We start from the raw sequence: 20611 nt of genomic DNA on the forward strand, positions 1-20611 counted from the left end.
AATCGAGATAAAAAAAATTGCAAATATGGGGTGAGAAACGATGGTAGAAAAACGAATTCCGATTCAAGTTGCTGAGGCAGTAGAGAGAGTAATGGAATATGCGAAAATTGGTGAAGTAGAAGAAGTTTCTATTACGGAAAGTTACGGGAGAATTCTTGGGGAGGATGTTGTCTCTGATCATGACGTTCCTCATTTTGATCGTTCTCCTTATGATGGTTTCGCAATTCGAGCGGAAGATACGAAAGAAGCAAATCAAGAGAATGCAATTGAGTTTGAAGTAATAGGAGAAATCGGAGCGGGGTCTGTTTTTCTAGATACAGTAGGATCTTTTCAGGCGGTTCGTATTATGACAGGAGCAGCTATTCCAGCGGATTGTAATGCAGTCGTAATGCTAGAACTGACGGAAGGCTTTGAGAAGAACGGAAAAACATATATGAAGTTAAAGCGTCCTTTTCATAGTGGCGACAATGTGTCATTTAAAGGGGAAGATATAAAACAAAATCAAGTTCTCGTTCAGAAAGGTGTTGCAATCAATCCAGGTGTTGCGGCCTTATTAGCGACGTTTGGATATAGTACTGTGAAAGTTGTAAAACAGCCTGTTGTTGGTATTGTGACGACAGGAAGTGAATTGTTAGAAGTACATGAGTCATTACAGCCGGGGAAAATTAGAAATAGTAACTCTTATATGATTGCTGCTCAAATTATGAAAGCCGGAGGTAAAATTCGGTATTATGGCCAACTTGCCGACGAGTTAGATGCATGTTTTACAGCTGTTCAATCAGCGATGGATGAAGTTGATATTTTAATTACGACAGGCGGTGTGTCGGTAGGAGATTATGACTACTTACCGGCTATTTATGAAAGGCTACAGGCGAATGTACTCTTTAATAAAATAGCGATGAGACCAGGAAGTGTAACGACCGTAGCTGAAGTTGATGGAAAGTTACTTTTCGGTTTATCAGGGAATCCGTCAGCTTGTTACGTAGGATTTGAGTTATTTGTGCATCCAGTTATAAAAACATATTTGAATGCGAAAGAACCTCACGTATATAGAGCAGATGCTATTTTACAAAAAGATTTTCCAAAGCCGAATCCGTTTACTCGTTTTGTAAGAGCAAAGGTGACAATCGTGGACGGGGCATTACAAGCGATGCCGGTCGGTTTAGATAAATCGAGTGCGGTATCTTCACTTGCAGATGCGAATGCTTTTATTGTGTTGCCTGGAGGAACGAGAGGCTTTGAGGCAGGGATGAAAGTGTCTGTATTATTGTTAGAGCACGCTGAGGGATGTGATTGGCCATGGGCAAAGCCCCTTCAATCTTACAAATAGTAGGGTATCAAAATAGCGGGAAAACAACACTTGTTGAGAAAATTGTACATGTATTAACTGAAAGCGAAATGAAAGTTGCTACGATTAAACATCACGGGCATGGAGGGTTTCCAGAAGTAGCGCAAAAAGATAGTGAAAGGCATAGAAAGGCCGGTGCTGTCGTAAGTAGTGTAGAAGGTGCTGGATTACTTTCATTGTCGTCATTAAGAGAGGAATGGTCCTTGCAAGAAATTATCCGTTTATACGAGTTTTTTGAAGTGGATACAATTTTAATTGAGGGCTATAAAAAAGAGAGCTATCCAAAAGTGGTGTTACTTCGTTCTGCGGAAGATGTTGAGCTTTTACATAAAGTAGAGAATATAGTAGCAGTTATTACGTGGTATGATGCTCCTGCAAACTTACGAGAAGAATATAAAGTATTTCATATAACAGCAGAAGAGTTGTATATAGACTGGTTTTTACAAACGGTAAGGAGTGCGAAATGACACATACGTATTATGAAATAATTGATACAGAAATTTTGGTTGAAGAGGTAGCGAATAAGGTTATTCGCCGCGAATGTGGTGCTGTTACAACATTTATTGGAACGGTTAGAGAGTTTACGAAAGGGCGTCGTACATTATACTTAGAATATGTCGCTTATAAAACGATGGCAGAAAAGATGCTAGAGAAAATCGGATCAGAAGTGAAAGAGAAATGGCCAGGTACACACGTTGCGATTACACATCGCATCGGTACACTGCAAATTTCTGATATTGCGGTTGTTGTGGCTGTTTCAACGCCGCATCGTAAAGCGGCTTATGAAGCAAATGAATACATTATGGAACGCATAAAACAAATTGTTCCGATTTGGAAAAAGGAGTTTTGGGAAGATGGAGACTCTTGGATTGGCGATCAATTAGAAAAAACGCCATATCCGGCGGGAGAGCCTGGGAAGGAGCTATAAGTATGATTCGAGTATTGTTATTTGCGAACTTACAAGAAGAAGCAGGAAGAAGTGAATTACAAATAGAGAAAGAAAGTATTACGGTTGCAGAGTTAAAAGATGTTGTTGCAAAAGAATATAATGTACCAGTCACAGAACCAATTATGGTTGCGATTAATGAAGAATATGCAAATGAAGATGATACGATTCAATCTGGTGATGTTGTTGCACTAATCCCACCAGTGAGCGGTGGTTAATATTGGATTCATTAAAACGACTTTCCTATGTAGGGAAAGTCGTTTTTTTATGGCGTTTTTGAGAACACTAACGTATAGAACAAGGAGGGCGTTATGAAAAAAATATGTGTAATGCTAACAATGATATGTTCTATCTTTTCCTTTTTGCCAAGTTATTCTTTGGCAAAAGAATCGAATGAACAACTTTTAGAAAGTGCGCTATTAAATCGATATTATTCTGTGATAAGACAAGTGACAGAAGACCAATATGAATGTGCTTCAGTTATAAATATAAAGCGTCTCGGCAAGAATGGCGAGTTCGTTCCTAGATATGAAGTGACGCTACAATTTCTTACATTTCAAGGAGCACATAATCCGCCGAATGATAAAGTTACGCTTACTTTGGAAGATTATTTAGATCACGTAAAGATAAAGAAAGTGGAGCGAGAAAAGAATGTTTCTGGTGCTATTGCAGAAAAGGTTTGTGAAAGGGAAAAAGAAAAAATAAAAGCTCACTCTACTGATTCAGAGTGATAACCTATGACATTTAGTAAAGAAAGGTAATGAGCGATGGATATATTTTTAGCGATTTTACCAGCTATATTTTGGGGAAGTATTGTGCTATTTAACGTAAAACTGGGCGGGGGGCCGTATAGTCAAACACTCGGAACAACGCTTGGCGCGCTTATTTTCTCGATTGTTGTTTATATTTTTATGAAACCAGTATTGACTCCTACTGTTATTGGAGTTGGTATTGTGTCAGGTTTATTTTGGGCGCTTGGTCAGGCGAATCAATTAAAAAGTATTGATTTAATGGGCGTTTCGAGGACGATGCCGATTTCAACAGGACTTCAATTAGTTGCGACGACTTTATTTGGAGTCATCGTATTTCATGAGTGGTCCACGACAATATCAGTTGTCCTTGGTGTTTTGGCCCTCGTTTGTATTATTATCGGTGTTATTTTAACATCGCTTCAAAGTGAAGAAGAAAAGAGTGCAGAGCAAGCGGGGAATTTTAAAAAAGGCATTATCATTTTATTGATTTCAACAGTCGGTTATTTAGTTTATGTAGTAGTGATTAGACTATTTAAAGTAGATGGTTGGTCAGCTTTGTTGCCACAAGCAGTTGGTATGGTGTTAGGGGGGATTTTGCTTACTTTTAAACATCATCCATTTAATAAATATGCAATACGAAATATTATTCCAGGATTAATTTGGGCAGCTGGAAATATGTTTTTATTCATTTCACAGCCGCGTGTTGGAGTGGCAACAAGTTTCTCGTTATCGCAAATGGGGATTATTATTTCGACACTTGGCGGGATTCTTATATTAGGTGAAAGAAAAACGAAACGTCAATTAACGGGTATTGTTGTCGGTATCGTTTTTATTATTGCAGCCGGAATTATGCTAGGTATAGCAAAAAGTTAAAGGAGGTATGGAAATGTATAGTGATTTAGAAGGAAAGGTTGTCGTTATTACAGGATCAGCAAGTGGTCTTGGAAGAGCAATGGGAGTAAGGTTTGCTGCGGAGAAAGCAAAGGTAGTGATTAATTATCGCTCACGGGAGTCAGAAGCGAATGATGTGTTAGAAGAAATTAAAAAGGTAGGCGGAGAAGCGATTGCTGTAAAAGGTGATGTGACGGTCGAATCAGATGTGGCGAATCTCATTCAATCTGCTGTAAAAGAGTTTGGTACGCTTGACGTTATGATTAATAATGCAGGGATAGAAAATGCGGTACCATCGCATGAAATGCCGCTTGAAGATTGGAATAGGGTAATTAACACAAATTTAACAGGTGCTTTTTTAGGAAGCCGTGAAGCGATTAAATATTTTGTAGAACATGATATTAAAGGATCTGTCATTAATATGTCGAGTGTTCATGAGAAAATTCCGTGGCCCTTATTTGTGCACTATGCAGCAAGTAAGGGTGGTATTAAACTGATGACAGAAACGTTAGCGTTAGAATATGCACCAAAAGGTATTCGAGTAAATAATATAGGGCCAGGTGCAATTAATACGCCGATCAATGCAGAGAAGTTTGCTGATCCTAAAAAACGTGCTGACGTAGAAAGTATGATACCGATGGGCTACATTGGAAAACCGGAAGAAATTGCAGCAGTCGCAACATGGCTCGCTTCCTCAGAGGCGAGTTATGTAACTGGAATTACGTTATTTGCAGATGGCGGAATGACGTTATATCCATCGTTTCAAGCTGGACGTGGGTAATAGAAAAGGACGAAGAGAAAAAACTCTTCGTCCTTTTTTTACACAAAAAAAATAGCGGCCAGCTATTTTAAATTTAGTGATTAATAGTGTCTTGAAGATATTCTGTTGCTTGATGTTCAGAAACATTTTGCACGAGTGCAACTTCACTAATCATCATTTTTCGGGCGTTATCTAGCATTTGTTTTTCGCTCGCATTTAAAGCTCTCTCTTTATTGCGGCGAAGTAAATCTCGAACAACTTCTGCACTATCTTGCAGATTGCCGTTTTTCATTTTTTCCATATTCATTGTATATCTTTGTTTCCAGGAAAGTGATGTATCTGATTCCCCGTTTTGAAATTCAAGAAGTATATCATCTAACGTACCTTTATCTACGATATAACGAATACCTGATTTTTGTAATTGATCCATCGGAAGCATTACTTGCATATCTTTACTAATGATACGTATTACACAATATTGACGTGTTGTTCCTAATATTTCTTTCTCTTCAATGGCTTCGATGACTCCTGCGCCGTTCATTGGATAAACGATTTTATCACCAATTTGAAACAAATCATCCACCTCCATATGTGGTAACTATCTTTAATGATAGCATAAGCGAATGAAAATGTCAAATTTTATATAATACCATAATAATTATATTTGAGTCAATAAGTAAAAGTTCCTTTTATATATATTTTTTTGCTTTTATTTATTGATGATTTTGTTAGAAAAATAGTACAGGCGGAGAAAGGAGGCATATCCACTTATTTTTAAGCATAAAATGTAAAATCGCTAATACAATATACCTAAATCCGTTCTTTGCAAAGGAGGGAGAGAAGGTGGGGCGCACAATAAAAATTGATATTACAAATAAAGTTGTAGCTAAATTTAGGCCAGATTATTTGGAATTATATACGAGTAAATTTATGATAGGTAAGTTTTATGTCTATACTGAAGGTAAACAATATGTGTTAGAAGACGGATATATATATGAAGACGGAAAGTTTTATCGCATCATAGATACGCACCGTGGCAATAATCAAGCGGCGGAGGGCTGCGATCTAGGATGGTGTTAACATGATTCGTGTAAAAGTGTTTGATGAAAGTCACGAAAAAGACTTAGAAGACGCTGTAAATGTTTTTTTGAAAAAGATTGATGATAGTAACTTTGTAGATATTAAGTACCAAGTCGGTGTTTCTATTAATGATGACGAAAACCAAATTTATTGTTTTTCAGCAATGATCGTTTATAAAGCATAAAAAAGAGCTGGGTGAGCCAGCTCTTTTTTATGCTTTATGTTGGGACAACATGTGTCGGTAATACGTTCATAATAGATTGGGTTGTGCCTAATTGTTTTGTAGTTAAAAGAGGCTCCCCTGTCTGATGATTTTGGGCATCTTTACACATACCAAGGTGATAACGATCACCTAAAAATGGATCAATATAAAACCCGTTTTTGAATACTTTATCATTCGGATGTTTTTCATGGTGAATGTCAGAGCAGTTAATGCAATAGAACATAGCGTTCAACCCCTTTTTATTTTTGTTTGAAAAAAGTGAGTCGGTAGTCATTTCGCTCCTAAGGAAATGTTGAGGAGAAGAGAAATAACTACCTACTCAAATGGTGGGCATATTCCTTCTGATTTTTCATATCTCGCGTAGTGTCCCTGAGGGAAGGAGGAGAGACGAAATACGCATGATATACGTAAGGCACTTCTTCCAAGATGAATGATGGAGTTTCATGTTGAGAGAAGTTTTTATTTTTTGTTGCCTTTGTGAGTATATTATGAGGAAATGCTCGGAGGGTGTTTGTCCTGTTGAAAAAATGTTGAGAATTTCTCAACAGTAAAAAAGAGTTAGCGTTGACATGAAACTAAAAGGTGTTATATTATCAAAGTGTAACCAAAAGGTGTTATATTTGATTGCCGAATAAAGGAGAATGGAAATGGAACAACAAAATACATTAACTGACATTAAACAAACGATCGTTTTTAACGCGTCTATTCAAAAGGTTTGGAATGTAGTATCAACTGCAGAAGGGATTGCCTCATGGTTTATGCCAAATGATTTTGTATTAGAGGTAGGACATGAATTTCATGTACAATCACCATTTGGACCATCACCATGTAAAGTGTTAGAAATCGATGAGCCAAATCACCTATCTTTCTCATGGGATACAGATGGCTGGGTTGTTTCATTTCATCTGAAAGACCTAGGAGATAATAAAACAGAATTTACGTTAATTCACGGCGGCTGGAAACACCCTGATGAAATTCTTCCGAAAGCGAATGCGAAGAGCTCTATTATTCGCGACAGAATGAGCGGAGGCTGGGTAGCGATTGTAAATGAAAAACTGAAAAAGGTTGTCGAAGGCTAAGTGTCCTCATCGGCAGCGAAATATGATGTGTTTCAAGCAATTGCTGATCCAACCCGCCGAGAAGTAATACGGTTATTAAGTGATAAAGAGTTACCGATTTCCAAAATAACGGATCATTTTCCGATGAGTCGTACTGCGGTTGTAAAGCACCTTCATATTCTTTCAGAAGCGAATTTAGTAAGTGGAAGAAAAAGCGGAAGAGAGAAGATATATTGCTTGCATCCAGAACCATTAGAGGAATTACAACAGTGGCTCTCGTATTATGAACGTTTTTGGGATAATAAATTGTCCATGTTGAAACATATTGTGGAGAAGGAAGAATAAAAAAAGGATGACCAAAATGGTCATCCTTTTTACTATTGCTCACTCGTTTGTGTAGCGGGCTTCAATAAAAGCCAAGCGATAATTAATGTACATACTGCTAATACGAAAGTGCTCATATAAATGACGTGTACACTTGATGCTAATGCGGATTGCGATTCAGTTACTACGTTTGTTGTAGTACCTCCATGTCCGCCAGATACAAGATCAAGGTTTTTAATACCACGTGCGTGAATCATCGTATTGAAGATTGTACCGAATATTGCCGCACCTAACGTTTGGCTAAATGTATTAATAAATGTGTTTAAACCAACGGCTGTTCCGCGTGTATGAGCTGGTACGGCTGCTTGAATTGTTACCATGTAAATCGGTGTCACAAGCCCCATTCCTAAGCCGAATAATCCGACTGCCACATAAATAAGGAACGATGGTGAATGTGTTGATAATGTAAATAATAAGAACGTAGCGACTGATAAAATGCTAGCCCCAAGTAAAATGATTTGTTTCGTTTTTAATTTTCCTACTAAGTTACCAGAGAAAATAGCTCCAAATGTCCACATAACAGGGATTGGCATTAAAATAAGTCCAGCTTCTGTCGCATTTTTTCCTAATACTCCTTGGCTCCAAATTGGAAGGTACATTGTAATACTAATAATCATTGCGCCAGCAATAAGCGTTAATATATTAATCGTAGATAATGTACGGTTAGAGAAAAGTGCTAGCGGAATTAATGGTTCCGGAGATTTTTTCTCGATGAATAAGAAAATAATGAATGAAACGACAGCGAAGATTAATAGGCCGATAATTGTTATGTCTCCCCAGTTTTGCTTACTGCTACCTGTTAATAATGCGTATAGTAGAGCAATCGTACTTAGTGAGAATACTGTTGCACCAAGATAGTCGATATGGTGTTTAGCAGGCTTAATAGATTCTTTGTAGTAAATGGCAATCATTAAGCAGGCAATAATTCCAAATGGAACGTTTAAGAAGAAAATATAACGCCAAGAAAGAGAATCAACTAAAAATCCGCCGGCTAACGGTCCGATAACACCAGATACACCCCAAACGGCACTCATCCAGCCTTGTGCTTTCGCGCGGTCTTTCGCTTCGCTATATAAGTCTCCAATAATCGTCATTGTGATCGGCATAACAGCACCAGCACCGATACCTTGAAGAGCGCGGAAGAAGATTAATTGTTCCATCGATGTAACGACGCCGCAAAGTGCAGAACCGACTAAAAAGATTGTAGCTCCAATAAGTAAAACTTTTTTACGGCCAAATAAATCAGCTAGCTTTCCGTATATTGGAGTTGAAACCGCTGTGGCAAGCATGTAAATTGCGTAAACCCAGCTAACAAGTTCAACGCCGGATAAATCACTCGTTATACGAGGGATTGCTGTACTAACAATCGTTCCTTCTACCGCAGAAAGAAACGTCATTAGCATTAAAGACATCATGACTTTTTTTCTCATATGTTTTCCCCTTACCCTTTTTCAAATATTCAACAATATAAAATATAAAGGTACTAAGGTAAATAAAGCAACAAAAAAGCAATGGGAAGTTTGGGGGAGTGTATATTTGTCGCTTATTGTCGGTAAGTCGATATATTTGAGAAATCGCCGATATAAGTAGCAGAATCGCTGATATATTTACAGAATCGCCGATATAAGTAGTAGAATCGCTGATATATTTACAGAATCGCCGATATAATTTCATGTACCTATAAAAAAAGAAACAGGAATCCCTGTTTCTCAGTTTAATATTGCATTTTTGCGTTTTCTCCAGCTGTCGTTCCGGCAATTCTACCAGTAACGAGAGCAGATGTAATGTTATAGCCACCAGTATAACCGTGAATATCAAGAACTTCCCCGCAGAAATATAAGCCGTTCGTGAATTTAGAAGACATTTCTTTCGGGTTAATTTCTTTAACGGATACACCGCCGCCAGTAACGAATGCTTTTTCAATGGACTGCGTACCATTTACATTTACAGTAAATTCTTTAAAGTCTTTCACAAGTGCACGAATCTTCTCATGAGAAACTTGGCCAGCTTGTTCGCTACCGTCAATTTCATTTTTTTCTAATAAGAATAGGAAGTAACGCTCAGGTACATAACCTTTTAACACGTTTTTAATTCCTTTTTTCGGATCTTCTTTCATTTGTTTCAGCATGCGCTGGAATAGTTGTTCACTATTTTCTTCTGGCAATGCATCGATGCTCATTTGCACTGTATTCGTTTTGAACTTTTTCAGTGCTTTTACAACGAATTGACTACAGCGAAGAGCAGCAGGACCAGATAAACCGAAGTGAGTGAAGAGCATGTCCATTTTGTGAGAAATGATAGCCTTTCCTTTCGGGTTTAATACACTTAAGTTTACGTCTCGTAAAGCAAGTCCTTGCAGTGAACGGTCTCGAATAAATGGTTCGTTTGAAAGGATTGGTACTTCTGTTGGGAATAATTCTGTAATTGTATGACCTGCTTTTTCTGCCCAAGCATATCCGTCTCCAGTAGAACCGGTTTGCGGAACTGATTTTCCGCCGACAGCGATAACGACGTGATTTGTTTCTAGCACTTCGCCAGTCTTTAGTACGACTGCTTTCGTTTGACCATTTTCATATTCAATCGTTTCAACAGGTGTATTCGTGCGGATCTTTACACCTAAATCTTTTAATCGTGTTAAAAGTGCGTCTACTACCGATTGCGCTTTATTTGAAACAGGGAACATGCGGCCATGATCCTCTTCTTTCAGTTTTACACCGAGATTTTCGAAGAATGTAATAATATCTTCATTATTAAAAATAGAAAAAGCGCTGTATAAGAAGCGGCCATTTCCTGGTATATGTTTAACGATCTCATCAAGTGGTAGACGGTTCGTTACGTTACAGCGGCCGCCACCAGAAATCGCAAGTTTACGCCCTAGTTTATTTCCTTTATCAAGAAGTAAGACGCTTGCGCCTTCTTCTGCAGCACCGATTGCAGCCATTAGCCCAGAAGGCCCACCGCCGATGACAATAACATCATAATGCATAATATATCGACCTCATTTTCTACATTTCCTGCCTAAAAGAATAGCATGTTTTCCCTTAAAAGAAAAATAGAGTGAAGTACTGCTTAAGGAGAGAATTGTGGTACAATACAAAAGTTAGAGTTCAGCACTATCCTGCTATTTGTGGGCCATAGGACTAAAACCTTATGAGTTAGGGGAAGTCTAATAGTTCTCGAATGCTCGAATAGTTCAATTTATTATAGTTTCACTTTACCCCGCTATTTGCGGGCAGTAAGACTCCCGCCTTAAAGTTCAGTGGGAGATTAACTGCCCGTAAATGCCCGATTGGTGGGGGCTAATAATCAGTAGGGAAGAACACCCCACTGATTAAAGTTTCACTTTATGTAGATGTAGGAGGATTTTTGTATGTCCGATTCGAAATTTCTGCGCGGAACGCTTATCGTTACGTTAGGGACATTTTTAGTGAAGTTCTTAGGCATGATTTACGTCTTTCCGTTTCATGCATTAGTAGGGACAGAAGGCGGAACGCTCTATACATATGGATACATTCCATATACGATCTTTTTAAGTATTGCAACGGCAGGGGTGCCGCTTGCTGTTTCAAAATTCGTTTCCAAATATAATGCGCTTGGCGATTATAAAACGAGCCGGAGAATGTTCCGCTCGGGAATGGTTATGATGATAGTAACAGGAGTTCTTTCATTCCTAGTACTGTACATGACGGCGCCGTTGTTTGCAGAAGCAATGCTTGGTAAACAAAGTGTACACAGTAATATAGGAGAAGTTACGACGATTATTCGTCTTGTAAGTTTTGCGCTTATTGTTGTGCCGGCAGCAAGTTTAATTCGTGGTTATTTCCAAGGTCACCAATCGATGGGACCAACTACTGTTTCGCAAATTATTGAACAAATTATTCGTATCGTCTTTTTATTAGCGGGTAGTTTTATCGTTATTAAAGTACTTGGTGGTACAGTTGCAACAGCAGTTGGGGTAGCGACATTTGCTGCATTCGTTTCAGCAGTTGGAGCGCTCGGTGTACTCATTTGGTACTGGCTAAAACGTAAAAAACATTTGGATCAATATTTAATTGAACAAACTGTACCAGAATCGACAGTGAGTACTGTTCAATTATTTAAAGAATTATTTGCATATGCGATTCCTTACGTTGTAATTGGGTTAACAATTCCTTTATATCAACAAATTGATACATTGACATTTAACTCAATTATGCAAGCGATTGGCCAAGGTGATATTGCAGAGCGAGCGCTCGGTATTTTCACAATGTGGACGCATAAATTAATTATGATTCCTGTATCACTTGCGACAGCGTTTAGTTTAACGCTCGTACCAGCGATTACAAAATCATTTACTGAAAAGCAATACCGTTATTTAAAGTTACAAATTACACAAACATTCCAGGCAAATATGTTCTTAACATTGCCAGCGGTTGTCGGTATTTCATCACTTGCCTATCCGATTTATACTGCATTTTACGATTCAGATCCATTAGGTGGACAAGTATTAATGTGGTATGCACCGGTTGCGTTGTTATTTGCTTTATTTACAGTAACAGCGGCAATTTTGCAAGGTATTAACCAACAAAAGCATGCGATTATCGCACTTATAATGGGTGTTATTTTGAAATTTGTATGTAACGTAATCTTTATTCGTTATTTCGGTACAGTAGGGGCGATTCTAGCAACAGCTGTTGGTTTCTTAGCTTCTGTTTGGTACACAAATCAACAAATTAAAAAATACGCACACTATTCATTCGGTGTTGTATATAAGAGAACGTTCCAAATTGCAGTATTAACATTTGTAATGGTTGTGGTCGTAAAACTATCACAATGGATTCTATCCTTCATGATTTCGCCGGATGGCCGAGTTGGCGCTCTTATTACAGTTGCGATTTGTGCAGGTCTTGGCGGTCTCGTTTACGGATTGTTAGCAATTCGCACAGGAGTACTTGAAAGAGTATTTGGCGGAGAAGCATTAGAGAAGATACAACGTAAACTTGGCAATAGATTCAAAATAAAGTTGAAATCAAAAGGGGCGTAATTACGTCCCCTTTTCTATGATAAATAAAGAAGGTGAAAAACGTGAGATTAGATAAATTATTAGCAAATATGGGATATGGAAGTAGAAAAGAAGTAAAGAAATTATTGAAAGACGGCGTTGTGAAAATTGATGGAATACCGGTGAAAGATGCAAAGGTTCATGTAAATGTAGAAGAACAAGAAGTTATGATTCACGGTGAAGTCGTGGAATATAAAGAGTTTGTCTACTTAATGATGCATAAACCACAAGGCGTTATTTCAGCGACAGAAGATGATAATCATGAAACGGTAATAGATTTATTAGAGTTAGAAGATGCGATTTTTAATCCGTTCCCAGTGGGAAGACTTGATATTGATACAGAAGGTTTCTTATTAATAACAAATGACGGGAAGTTATCACATCAATTGTTATCTCCGAAAAAGCATGTGCCGAAAAAATATTATGCACACGTTGCAGGAGTAGTAACGGAAGAGGATGTAAAAGAGTTTGCTAAAGGTGTTATTTTAGATGATGGCTATGAGACAAAGCCAGGTGCACTTACAATATTAAAAAGCGACGATATTTCTGAAATCGAGCTTGTCATTACAGAAGGAAAGTTCCATCAAGTAAAGCGTATGTTTGAAGCGGTAGGGAAAAAAGTAGTCTACTTAAAGAGAACAGAGATGGGACCGTTAGTGTTAGATGAAGAGCTAGAACTTGGACAATACCGAGAGTTAACAGATGAAGAAGTAGAGATGTTAAAAACATATCAAGTAGATACTGAGAAATAGTGCTATTTTTAGGCGCAGAAAAGACCCCTTTCTAATGAGTTAGAAAGGGGTATGTATTTATTTACATACAATTATTTTTCGTTATGAGGTCATTCTCACTTTCTTTCCTGTTGTTGTCCACTTACCGCGGCAAGGGCTATACACGAGTTCATTAAACTGCAACACATTTAGATCACGTTGTATCGTTCGCGGTGTGATCCCGAACTCATCTACAAGGTCTTTCGTCGTTACCGTTCCGTTTTCATTGATGTACATATAAATTGATTTAATGCGTGTTAGCATACGAGTAGTTGTAGGTTTCAAGAGAAAACCACTCCTCTACTAGTTTTTTTGACCCCATTCAGGAAAGAAGGTCGTTACTACCATTGTACTCTACATGATAAAATTCATGCTTTAATCTACTTAAATTTTACAGAAATTTAACAAATATTCATATAGAAAAATATTGGTAGTTGACATTGTATATATGGTCAGTCAACTAACACATAAAATTCTACGTAAAACGCCAAATTCCTGCAAATTTTTTTGAAAAAATAAAAGAAAAACTAATAAGAAATATCTGAAATATTACAATTGTTCGGTATTTGGTTTTCGTGTATGGCATAAGAGATTTCGGTTTGTTATGATGAAAGAAATAATATAGTGAAGGATGGATGCGTGATGTCAGCAATTAATTGGACAGAAGAAGTTGCAAAACGAAAAGATGATTTAATTCGTGATACACAACAATTTTTACAAATTAAAAGTGTATGGGAAGAAGAGTCGGCAAAAGAGGGCGCACCGTTCGGTGAAGGTGTAGAAAAAGCTTTATCTTTCATGTTACATAAAGGAGAAACGGAAGGTTTTACTTCTAAAAATTTAGAAGGGTATGCAGGTCATCTTGAAATGGGACAAGGAGAAGAATTAGTAGGTATTCTTTGTCACGTTGACGTTGTACCAGAAGGAGATGGTTGGACGACTCCTGCATATAGTGCAGATATTCGCGATGGAAAGATTTTTGCACGTGGTGCAATTGACGATAAAGGCCCAACGATGGCAGCTTACTATGCGATGAAAATTGTGAAAGAATTAGGTTTACCTCTTTCAAAACGCGTTCGTATGATTTTAGGAACAGATGAGGAAAGCAATTGGAAATGTGTAGATCACTACTTTAAAAACGAAGAAATGCCAACAATCGGTTTTGCACCAGACGCGGACTTTCCAATTATTAATGCAGAAAAAGGAATTTCTGATATACAAGTTGTGCAAAATGGTAGTGAAGAGAAGAAAGGTACATATGAACTTGTTTCATTTGAGTCAGGTCGCCGTTTAAATATGGTTCCTGATTTTGCAGAAGCGGTTGTTACAGGAGAGGATGTAAGTGCACTTACAGTAGCATATGAAGAGTATTTACAAACTGCTAAAAAAATAGGTGAAGCAATTGTAGAAGGTAATACAGTAACGTTGCAAATTAAAGGGGTTTCAGCTCACGGATCTACTCCTGAAAAAGGAGAAAATGCAGGTTTATTACTGGCAAACTTCTTAACGAAAGTTGCTCTTGATGGAAAAGGGGCTTCGTTTGCGACATTTGTAGCAGCAACATTTATTGGTGATATTTATGGTGAAAAGGCTACTATCGCTTATAAAGATGAGGTTAGTGGTCCGTTAACAGTGAATGTTGGTCGTCTTTCTTATACGAAAGAAAATGGTGGCAATTTAGGATTAAACGTACGTTACCCAGTTACGACTAACTTTGAAGAAATGATTGCAAAGTTAAAAGAATATGTGGGTACTCATGGATTTGAAGTAGCTGATTATTCAAACTCTCGTCCGCATCACGTTGATAAAGACCACGTATTAATTCGTACGTTGCAGCGCGTATATGAAGAACAAACAGGTGAAAAAGCAGAACTATTAGCAATTGGCGGTGGTACTTACGCCCGTTCGTTAAAAGCTGGTGTTGCATTTGGCCCATTGTTCCCTGGAAAAGAAGAACTTGCACATCAAAAAGATGAGTATATTGAAATTGAAGACTTATTAAAGGCAACAGCAATTTACGCGCAAGCAATTTATGAATTAGCGAAGTAATGGATATATAAATAATAAAAGACCGTCCCGATACATACTTTGGGACGGTTTTCTATTACGTGTCGTTTGTTGGTAAGCAGATGTTCCTTGTCGAAATGTCGATATCATTTCATCTATTAACGCGACCTGAACTTGGTTAGACTTGTAGGGAAGTTGGATTCTTTTTAATGGAATGAGATAAGAAAGAAAAGCAACAATAGAAAGAAGGAGAAGATGTACATGGAACTGCATTATTTTGTCGCGATTACGTTACCAAATCATATAAAAGAAGTGCTGTCTAACTATAAAGAGGAAATGCAAGAGGAATTACCATTTCGTTCATGGGTACATAAAGAAGACTATCATGTTACCCTTTCGTTTTTAGGTAGTGCGACAGAGGAACAATTAGAAGGAATAAAGAATGGATTACAAACACTTATACAAATGAAAGAACTATCGTTCACATTACAAGGATTTTCAACGTTTGGTATGGAAGACAGGCCGCGTATTTTTTGGGCAAAGGTAAGCGAAAGTCAAGATTTGTTTCAATTGCAAAAGCAAGTACACGTTATGTGTGAAGAGAATGGATTTTCTTTAGAAACGCGCCCATATCATCCGCATATTACTGTTGCTCGTAAATGGGTAGGGGAAGAAAAGTTTAATTTAGAACATATAAAGGAAGTGCCTGAAATATCATTTCAAGCGGATACGATTACTTTATACGAATCTCACGTAAAGGAGACACCGAAATATAAAGCAATTGCTGAAATAAAATTACGAAAATAGAATGTATGAAAACGTTTTTTATACAGGTGAATATACTATAAAGAATAATGTGTTACTGTATAGGGCTTCGCTGATAAGAAAAGCCTTATCATTTGCAGCTCGTTTCATTTTAACTTTAAGAATGATGGTGATTTTTTTATGTTGAAAGTAAAACGTCCATTTGATGCCTATTTAGATGAAATGAATAAAATTACAATTTTGCTCCCACATGCGTATGGAACAAGTCGGACATTTCGTTTGCAAGAAGGAAGTAACGTGAAAGATTTACCGATTGCTCATACAATTGCGCTTCCGGATGCAACGAAGTATGAGTGCTTTATAGAAGAGCCGCTAGATGTGGGGAAGTATTATACAGTACGAGATGAACGGAATGAAGAAACAGATTTACAAATAGGTGCTGTCATAAGAACAGCGATTTTCGATGAGAAGTATTATTACGAAGGTACAGATTTAGGGGCAGTACACCAAAAGGAAGCAACTACATTTAAAGTATGGGCTCCAACTGCGAGGCTTGCGAAAGTAAGAATTTATAAAAGTGATAAAGAATATACAGATTACGAAATGTACAGAGAAGAAAATGGAGTTTGGGCTCATACATTGCACGGCGATTTAGCCGGTGAAAAGTATACATTTCTTGTTTGTATTAATTTAATATGGAACGAGGCTGTGGATCCTTATGCAAAATCAGTGACTGTAAATGGGAAGTACGGCGTTGTTATTGATTTGGAAAAGACGAATGTAACAAAGCGAGGGCAATTACCACCTTTACAAGCAATGACAGATGCCATATTGTATGAACTGCATATTCGTGATGCTACTATTCATCCGGGCAGTGGAGTGAGTAAAAAAGGAACATATAAGGGACTAATGGAAGAAGGAACGACAGGGCGAAATGGGACGTTAACAGGTTTGTCTCATATAAAGGATTTAGGTGTTACACATGTTGAACTATTACCCTTATATTGTTTCGGTGGTGTAGATGAGGCAAACCCTTCCTCTGCATATAATTGGGGGTACAATCCATTATATTACAATGCGCCAACGGGATTTTATGCTACAAACCCATTTGATCCTTATAACAGGATCGTAGAGTGTAAACAGCTGATTGAAACATTTCATGAGCACGGCATTAGAGTGATTATAGATGTTGTATATAATCATGTGTATGAAAGAGAGCTCTCATCATTTGAAAAGCTTGTCCCAGGATATTATTTTCGTCATGGTGAAAATGGCATGCCTTCTAATGGGACGGGAGTCGGAAATGACATAGCATCTGAACGGAAAATGATGAGGAAATTCATTGTAGAGTCTATTTTATATTGGCTTACAGAGTACAATGTTGATGGATTTCGGTTCGACTTAATGGGAATTTTAGATGTTGATACAATAAATATAATAGAAAAAGAAGTGCGAAACATAAAGCGAGATGCACTGCTATTAGGAGAAGGATGGGATTTACAAACACCACTTCCTCTAGAGGAAAAAGCAACGTTAAATAACGCAAAGAAAATGCCGCATATTGCGCAATTTAATGATCAATTTCGTGATGGGATAAAAGGGAGTACCTTTCATATAAATAAACGTGGTTTTGCATTTGGTGGGTATGTAGACTGTAATCATTTGCAGTATATTGCATCAGGAAGCCTTTTGAGTATGAAAGAAACAGGTTTGTTTCTAGAGCCTGTGCAAAGCATTAACTATGTAGAATGTCATGACAATATGACGATGTGGGATAAACTTATGCGCAGTAATGAAGAGTCGGAAGAGATTTTGAAAAAACGTCACGTGCTAGCAACTGCAATGGTGATTCTGTCGCAAGGCATCCCTTTTTTACATGCTGGGCAAGAGTTTTATCGTACGAAGCAAGGAAATGAAAATAGTTATAATGCAAATGATGAAATTAATCAATTAGATTGGGATCGAAAAGAGAAAGAAATAGAGACCGTTAACTATATAAAAGGTTTAATTGCGATTCGTAAAGAGCACGGAGCATTCCGGTTACAAAATGCAGACCTTATAAAAAAGCATATGACTTTTTTGCAAACATCCCCAGAAGTACTTGCATATCATTTAGAAAATGTAGAGTCGTTTGGACTGTGGAAAGAAATTGTCGTTTTATTTAATAGCAGTTTAGAAGAGAAAACGGTGCAACTGCCGAAAGAAGAAACGTGGCATGTGTTAGTAAACGAAAAGCAAGCGAAAATAGAGCCAATTTCTTCATTTAGAGGAAAGGAACTTAGGCTCGCTCCGATTAGCACGTATATATTGACGATAATGTGACAAATCGCTACTTGACGATGAGAATGTAATAAATGTAGAATTGACAAAGGTGACGATTTTGATAAGTTGTCATTCTATGGCTGGTTTTGTAAAATAAAATAGAGAATTTTTGGCTTATGCCAAGTTTTCTTTTCATTTACAGTAAAATATATATGAATCCACAACATGTGTAGAAATGTTGCGGTTTTTCTTTTCATAACTATAAAAGATAAGGATTTGTTAACGGGTAATGAATATGGAATGGTTGGAACAATTATTAGGAAAAGAGTGGAGTCTTGTACCGGCTGGTGGAGTAACGGGCGATGCATATATTGCGCAAAACGGACAACAGAAGTTATTTTTAAAGCGGAATACATCGCCCTTTTTAGCGGTATTGTCAGCAGAAGGAATTGTTCCAAAATTACTTTGGACAAGAAGGGTAACGAACGGTGATGTAATTTCTGCTCAAAAATGGCTTCCGGGACAGAAGCTAGAGCCAGAGGATATGAAACTAGAACGTGTTGCGAAACTTTTGAAGAAAATACACTCCTCTAAAGCACTCGTGCAGATGATTCAAAGACTTGGGAAGCAGCCGCTTCACGCACAAGAGTTATTACAACAGCTGCAACTCGTTTTAAGAGGAGATATAAGGGATGAGGAAACAATCCAGCAAGGTCTTCAATATTTAATGGATTCATTAAAAGATATTGAATACAACGAATTCGTTGTATGCCATTGTGATGTAAACCATAACAATTGGCTATTGTCGGATGAAGATGAGTTGTTTTTAATTGATTGGGATGGAGCCGTAATTGCTGACCCAGCTCTAGACCTCGGTATGTTATTATATTGGTACATTCCGCGCCAAGAATGGAGTGAGTGGCTCGGTTACTATGATATTGAAATGGATGAATCGCTGCTTAAACGTATGAGATGGTATGTGATAGCACAAACGATTTTGTCTATTCAATGGCATACAACAAAAAAACAGCAAGCAGAAGCTGAATATTGGCATCAATATTTACAGCAACTACTTGCTTCAGAGTAATACTTAAGAAAAATTGTCCATTCCAGCAATCCACTGAGTAAGTTGTTCTTGATTATTGGAAATGTGGTTGTCCAAATTAGAGGAAGATTTACCCGATTGACTATAAGAATATACATCGTTTAGCATTGCTTTAGCGTCACTACTTATATTATCGTTTGCGAGTAACGATTGAACGAGACGCTCTAATTGCTCGCATTCAGAAACTGTCCCGCAACAATCACTTTGGTGATTGACTAAAATATCTTTCAGCACTTCTAATTGATGTTGTTGATTAATTGGCATGAACGGATCATCCTTTCGATTGTTTTTCTCTTCTTAGAAAAGTAAGAGAAAAAGCTGTTTCGTCATGGAATGTTTAATGCTGTATGTAGTTTTTATCAAAATGGTACATCTTATACTTGAAAGAAACGGACCGAGTGCTCGTACGTACTTGGTTTTTTGTTTGGTAGATTGATTAAAAACAGAAAGAAGGAATTATTCCTTTAAAATAGCTATGTAAAGAGAGGGAAACATCTATGCGTTTAAGACATAAACCATATGCAATGGATCGAATTAATGAGTATTCACATATCGTAATCGGAAACCCAGAGGAGCGCGCTGGTAACTGGAAAGAAGTATTTGGAAATGAGCAACCCATTCACATCGAAGTAGGTACAGGTCGTGGCCGCTTTATGTATGATATGGCAAAAGCCAATCCACATATTAATTATATTGGAATTGAAAAATTCACAAGTGTTGTTGTAGATGCACTTGATAAATTAATTGAAGAAGAATTACCGAACTTAAAGTTAATTAATAAAGATGCTGAAGATTTAACAGTTTTCTTTGCAAAAGGTGAGATTGATCGCGTGTATTTAAACTTCTCAGATCCATGGCCAAAGAAACGTCATACGAAGCGTCGTTTAACGTACAAAACGTTTTTACGCAATTATGAAGAAGTGTTAGTAGAAGGCGGAGAAATTCATTTCAAAACAGATAACCAAGGTTTATTTGAATATTCTCTTATGAGTATGGCGGAGTATGGTATTTTACTAACTTACTTAAGCTTAGATCTTCATAACAGCGACTTTGAAGGTAACATTATGACTGAGTACGAAGAGAAATTCTCTAGTAAAGGTCATCGCATTTACCGAGTAGAAGCAAAATATCGTACAGAGCCTATGCAGTAATGCATAGGTTTTTTTGTGTCTAAAATAATCAGAATTTTATGTTAGTATTGTAAGAAAAGGGGGATGAA

At 37.4% G+C, this 20611-nt stretch carries 24 protein-coding genes; 18 read left to right on the forward strand and 6 right to left on the reverse strand.

Going from position 1 to position 20611, the window contains the following annotated elements; genetic code table 11:
• The first annotated feature begins 40 nt into the window (after nucleotides 1–40).
• The 7 genes from moeA to QCI73_RS03980 all read left to right on the forward strand — a co-directional run bounded on the left by moeA (nucleotide 41) and on the right by QCI73_RS03980 (nucleotide 4718).
• Nucleotides 41–1330, forward strand: a complete 1290-nt coding sequence (gene moeA, locus QCI73_RS03950) for a molybdopterin molybdotransferase MoeA (RefSeq protein WP_353822541.1) — start codon at nucleotides 41–43, stop codon at nucleotides 1328–1330.
• The gene (gene mobB / locus QCI73_RS03955) at nucleotides 1300–1815 is read left to right on the forward strand and encodes a molybdopterin-guanine dinucleotide biosynthesis protein B (RefSeq protein ID WP_353822542.1); all 516 of its coding nucleotides are present in this window, start codon (nucleotides 1300–1302) and stop codon (nucleotides 1813–1815) included. Before moeA ends, mobB begins: the two co-directional genes overlap by 31 nt.
• A complete protein-coding gene (moaE, locus tag QCI73_RS03960; RefSeq protein WP_353822543.1) occupies nucleotides 1812–2276 on the forward strand; it encodes a molybdopterin synthase catalytic subunit MoaE in 465 nt (154 codons plus the stop codon). Before mobB ends, moaE begins: the two co-directional genes overlap by 4 nt.
• 2 nt (nucleotides 2277–2278) lie before the next feature.
• On the forward strand, nucleotides 2279–2512 hold the full coding sequence (gene moaD, locus QCI73_RS03965; RefSeq protein ID WP_000621793.1) for a molybdopterin converting factor subunit 1: 234 nt from the start codon (nucleotides 2279–2281) through the stop codon (nucleotides 2510–2512).
• Nucleotides 2513–2605: 93 nt separating this feature from the next.
• A complete protein-coding gene (locus QCI73_RS03970; RefSeq protein WP_262724635.1) occupies nucleotides 2606–3025 on the forward strand; it encodes a DUF3888 domain-containing protein in 420 nt (139 codons plus the stop codon).
• A 36-nt stretch (nucleotides 3026–3061) separates the two neighbouring features.
• On the forward strand, nucleotides 3062–3919 hold the full coding sequence (gene glcU / locus QCI73_RS03975) for a glucose uptake protein GlcU (RefSeq protein WP_071743045.1): 858 nt from the start codon (nucleotides 3062–3064) through the stop codon (nucleotides 3917–3919).
• A gap of 13 nt (nucleotides 3920–3932) precedes the next feature.
• Nucleotides 3933–4718, forward strand: a complete 786-nt coding sequence (locus QCI73_RS03980; RefSeq protein WP_000286684.1) for a glucose 1-dehydrogenase — start codon at nucleotides 3933–3935, stop codon at nucleotides 4716–4718.
• Nucleotides 4719–4791: 73 nt separating this feature from the next.
• On the opposite strand, the gene QCI73_RS03985 is transcribed toward QCI73_RS03980, so the two are convergent.
• Nucleotides 4792–5286, reverse strand: a complete 495-nt coding sequence (locus QCI73_RS03985) for a CarD family transcriptional regulator (RefSeq protein ID WP_001993652.1) — start codon at nucleotides 5284–5286, stop codon at nucleotides 4792–4794.
• A 254-nt stretch (nucleotides 5287–5540) separates the two neighbouring features.
• Here QCI73_RS03985 and QCI73_RS03990 point away from each other — a divergent pair, with 254 nt between their 5' ends.
• A complete protein-coding gene (locus tag QCI73_RS03990; RefSeq protein ID WP_000533800.1) occupies nucleotides 5541–5777 on the forward strand; it encodes a DUF2553 family protein in 237 nt (78 codons plus the stop codon).
• 1 nt (nucleotide 5778) lies between these two features.
• Nucleotides 5779–5961, forward strand: coding sequence for a sporulation protein Cse60 (locus QCI73_RS03995; protein WP_000621751.1), 183 nt, complete (start codon nucleotides 5779–5781; stop codon nucleotides 5959–5961).
• A 34-nt stretch (nucleotides 5962–5995) separates the two neighbouring features.
• On the opposite strand, the gene QCI73_RS04000 is transcribed toward QCI73_RS03995, so the two are convergent.
• Nucleotides 5996–6223 (reverse strand): DUF3973 domain-containing protein, encoded by a 228-nt coding sequence (locus tag QCI73_RS04000; protein ID WP_000498992.1) that lies wholly within the window; start codon nucleotides 6221–6223, stop codon nucleotides 5996–5998.
• A 424-nt stretch (nucleotides 6224–6647) separates the two neighbouring features.
• Between QCI73_RS04000 and QCI73_RS04005 the strand changes: the two genes are divergently transcribed.
• A complete protein-coding gene (locus QCI73_RS04005) occupies nucleotides 6648–7079 on the forward strand; it encodes an SRPBCC family protein (RefSeq protein ID WP_000437775.1) in 432 nt (143 codons plus the stop codon).
• Nucleotides 7080–7403, forward strand: a complete 324-nt coding sequence (locus tag QCI73_RS04010) for an ArsR/SmtB family transcription factor (RefSeq protein ID WP_353822544.1) — start codon at nucleotides 7080–7082, stop codon at nucleotides 7401–7403.
• A gap of 32 nt (nucleotides 7404–7435) precedes the next feature.
• Here QCI73_RS04010 and QCI73_RS04015 read toward each other — a convergent pair whose 3' ends face one another.
• Both QCI73_RS04015 and QCI73_RS04020 read right to left on the reverse strand, forming a co-directional pair.
• Nucleotides 7436–8872: an MDR family MFS transporter gene (locus QCI73_RS04015; RefSeq protein ID WP_353822545.1), complete on the reverse strand. Its 1437-nt coding sequence runs from the start codon at nucleotides 8870–8872 to the stop codon at nucleotides 7436–7438.
• Between the two features lie 284 nt (nucleotides 8873–9156).
• Nucleotides 9157–10428 carry a BaiN/RdsA family NAD(P)/FAD-dependent oxidoreductase gene (locus tag QCI73_RS04020; protein WP_000558878.1) on the reverse strand — a complete coding sequence of 424 codons (1272 nt, stop codon included), beginning with the start codon at nucleotides 10426–10428 and terminating at the stop codon, nucleotides 9157–9159.
• A gap of 384 nt (nucleotides 10429–10812) precedes the next feature.
• Here QCI73_RS04020 and QCI73_RS04025 point away from each other — a divergent pair, with 384 nt between their 5' ends.
• Nucleotides 10813–12465 carry a putative polysaccharide biosynthesis protein gene (locus tag QCI73_RS04025; RefSeq protein WP_001284047.1) on the forward strand — a complete coding sequence of 551 codons (1653 nt, stop codon included), beginning with the start codon at nucleotides 10813–10815 and terminating at the stop codon, nucleotides 12463–12465.
• Between the two features lie 41 nt (nucleotides 12466–12506).
• A complete protein-coding gene (locus QCI73_RS04030; RefSeq protein WP_001234931.1) occupies nucleotides 12507–13235 on the forward strand; it encodes a pseudouridine synthase in 729 nt (242 codons plus the stop codon).
• Between the two features lie 81 nt (nucleotides 13236–13316).
• Here the strand turns inward: QCI73_RS04030 and QCI73_RS04035 are convergent, their stop codons facing one another.
• Nucleotides 13317–13538 (reverse strand): DeoR family transcriptional regulator, encoded by a 222-nt coding sequence (locus tag QCI73_RS04035; RefSeq protein WP_000805512.1) that lies wholly within the window; start codon nucleotides 13536–13538, stop codon nucleotides 13317–13319.
• A gap of 357 nt (nucleotides 13539–13895) precedes the next feature.
• Between QCI73_RS04035 and pepV the strand changes: the two genes are divergently transcribed.
• The 4 genes from pepV (at nucleotide 13896) to QCI73_RS04055 (ending at nucleotide 19374) form a co-directional block, all read left to right on the forward strand.
• Nucleotides 13896–15302, forward strand: coding sequence for a dipeptidase PepV (gene pepV / locus QCI73_RS04040; RefSeq protein ID WP_074540367.1), 1407 nt, complete (start codon nucleotides 13896–13898; stop codon nucleotides 15300–15302).
• A 219-nt stretch (nucleotides 15303–15521) separates the two neighbouring features.
• Nucleotides 15522–16067 (forward strand): RNA 2',3'-cyclic phosphodiesterase, encoded by a 546-nt coding sequence (gene thpR, locus QCI73_RS04045; RefSeq protein ID WP_353822546.1) that lies wholly within the window; start codon nucleotides 15522–15524, stop codon nucleotides 16065–16067.
• 138 nt (nucleotides 16068–16205) lie between these two features.
• Nucleotides 16206–18347 (forward strand): type I pullulanase, encoded by a 2142-nt coding sequence (pulA, locus tag QCI73_RS04050; protein ID WP_353822547.1) that lies wholly within the window; start codon nucleotides 16206–16208, stop codon nucleotides 18345–18347.
• 229 nt (nucleotides 18348–18576) lie between these two features.
• Nucleotides 18577–19374 carry a phosphotransferase family protein gene (locus tag QCI73_RS04055; protein WP_001055736.1) on the forward strand — a complete coding sequence of 266 codons (798 nt, stop codon included), beginning with the start codon at nucleotides 18577–18579 and terminating at the stop codon, nucleotides 19372–19374.
• Between the two features lie 3 nt (nucleotides 19375–19377).
• On the opposite strand, the gene QCI73_RS04060 is transcribed toward QCI73_RS04055, so the two are convergent.
• Nucleotides 19378–19656 (reverse strand): YtzH-like family protein, encoded by a 279-nt coding sequence (locus QCI73_RS04060; protein ID WP_327922335.1) that lies wholly within the window; start codon nucleotides 19654–19656, stop codon nucleotides 19378–19380.
• A 233-nt stretch (nucleotides 19657–19889) separates the two neighbouring features.
• On the opposite strand from QCI73_RS04060, the gene trmB reads away from it, so the two are divergent.
• Nucleotides 19890–20543, forward strand: a complete 654-nt coding sequence (gene trmB / locus QCI73_RS04065) for a tRNA (guanosine(46)-N7)-methyltransferase TrmB (RefSeq protein WP_353822548.1) — start codon at nucleotides 19890–19892, stop codon at nucleotides 20541–20543.
• Nucleotides 20544–20611 lie beyond the last annotated feature (68 nt).

The sequence above is a fragment of the Bacillus cereus group sp. MG16 genome (assembly GCF_040459875.1).
In the GTDB taxonomy this organism is placed as follows: domain Bacteria; phylum Bacillota; class Bacilli; order Bacillales; family Bacillaceae_G; genus Bacillus_A; species Bacillus_A paranthracis.

Bases quoted from the DNA above. Each gene is read 5' to 3' on its own strand.
- moeA (WP_353822541.1), top strand. From the start codon at position 41: ATGGTAGAAAAACGAATTCCGATTCAAGTTGCTGAGGCAGTAGAGAGA.
- mobB (WP_353822542.1), top strand. From the start codon at position 1,300: ATGGGCAAAGCCCCTTCAATCTTACAAATAGTAGGGTATCAAAATAGC.
- moaE (WP_353822543.1), top strand. From the start codon at position 1,812: ATGACACATACGTATTATGAAATAATTGATACAGAAATTTTGGTTGAA.
- moaD (WP_000621793.1), top strand. From the start codon at position 2,279: ATGATTCGAGTATTGTTATTTGCGAACTTACAAGAAGAAGCAGGAAGA.
- QCI73_RS03970 (WP_262724635.1), top strand. From the start codon at position 2,606: ATGAAAAAAATATGTGTAATGCTAACAATGATATGTTCTATCTTTTCC.
- glcU (WP_071743045.1), top strand. From the start codon at position 3,062: ATGGATATATTTTTAGCGATTTTACCAGCTATATTTTGGGGAAGTATT.
- QCI73_RS03980 (WP_000286684.1), top strand. From the start codon at position 3,933: ATGTATAGTGATTTAGAAGGAAAGGTTGTCGTTATTACAGGATCAGCA.
- QCI73_RS03985 (WP_001993652.1), bottom strand. From the start codon at position 5,286: ATGGAGGTGGATGATTTGTTTCAAATTGGTGATAAAATCGTTTATCCA.
- QCI73_RS03995 (WP_000621751.1), top strand. From the start codon at position 5,779: ATGATTCGTGTAAAAGTGTTTGATGAAAGTCACGAAAAAGACTTAGAA.
- QCI73_RS04000 (WP_000498992.1), bottom strand. From the start codon at position 6,223: ATGTTCTATTGCATTAACTGCTCTGACATTCACCATGAAAAACATCCG.
- QCI73_RS04005 (WP_000437775.1), top strand. From the start codon at position 6,648: ATGGAACAACAAAATACATTAACTGACATTAAACAAACGATCGTTTTT.
- QCI73_RS04015 (WP_353822545.1), bottom strand. From the start codon at position 8,872: ATGAGAAAAAAAGTCATGATGTCTTTAATGCTAATGACGTTTCTTTCT.
- QCI73_RS04020 (WP_000558878.1), bottom strand. From the start codon at position 10,428: ATGCATTATGATGTTATTGTCATCGGCGGTGGGCCTTCTGGGCTAATG.
- QCI73_RS04025 (WP_001284047.1), top strand. From the start codon at position 10,813: ATGTCCGATTCGAAATTTCTGCGCGGAACGCTTATCGTTACGTTAGGG.
- pepV (WP_074540367.1), top strand. From the start codon at position 13,896: ATGTCAGCAATTAATTGGACAGAAGAAGTTGCAAAACGAAAAGATGAT.
- thpR (WP_353822546.1), top strand. From the start codon at position 15,522: ATGGAACTGCATTATTTTGTCGCGATTACGTTACCAAATCATATAAAA.
- pulA (WP_353822547.1), top strand. From the start codon at position 16,206: ATGTTGAAAGTAAAACGTCCATTTGATGCCTATTTAGATGAAATGAAT.
- QCI73_RS04055 (WP_001055736.1), top strand. From the start codon at position 18,577: ATGAATATGGAATGGTTGGAACAATTATTAGGAAAAGAGTGGAGTCTT.
- QCI73_RS04060 (WP_327922335.1), bottom strand. From the start codon at position 19,656: ATGCCAATTAATCAACAACATCAATTAGAAGTGCTGAAAGATATTTTA.
- trmB (WP_353822548.1), top strand. From the start codon at position 19,890: ATGCGTTTAAGACATAAACCATATGCAATGGATCGAATTAATGAGTAT.